This is a genomic window from Streptomyces sp. NTH33 (genome assembly GCF_003236365.1).
Lineage (GTDB): Bacteria > Actinomycetota > Actinomycetes > Streptomycetales > Streptomycetaceae > Streptomyces.
This window is the reverse complement of record NZ_POTZ01001137.1, coordinates 1-376: the sequence shown is the minus strand read 5'-3', so window position 1 is coordinate 376 and position 376 is coordinate 1. Positions and strand designations below refer to the sequence as shown.

Genomic DNA, 376 nt, shown 5'->3' with positions numbered 1-376 from the left:
AGATGTGTATAAGAGCCAGGAGCACTTCACCCCGGACTACACCCGCTACTTCCACGCCCTCGACGAACCCGTCCGCGACCGGCTCGTCGCCGCCCAGTGGCAACTCCACAAGGGCATCGACGCCGACACCCTCGCCGCCATCCACGACGAGCTCTACCGCCGCACCCTCGACGGCGGCTGGCCCGACGCCGTCCTCACCCCCGGCGTCCGCGTCCGCACCGCCGGCCGCCTCGCCACCTCGCAGATCGAACTCCACGTCGAACACGTCCAGCAGGGCACCCGCACCCGCCTCACCACCGACGCCGTCGTCCTCGCCACCGGCTACCGCGAACGCCCCCTCGCCCCCCTGCTGACCGCCCTCGAGCCCTACCTGCAC

Annotated in this window: 1 protein-coding gene; it reads left to right on the top strand. The window is 71.5% G+C overall.

The features are described from left to right. A partial coding sequence (locus C1I97_RS38850; protein ID WP_146608494.1) for a SidA/IucD/PvdA family monooxygenase occupies nt 1-376 on the top strand: 376 nt, incomplete at both ends.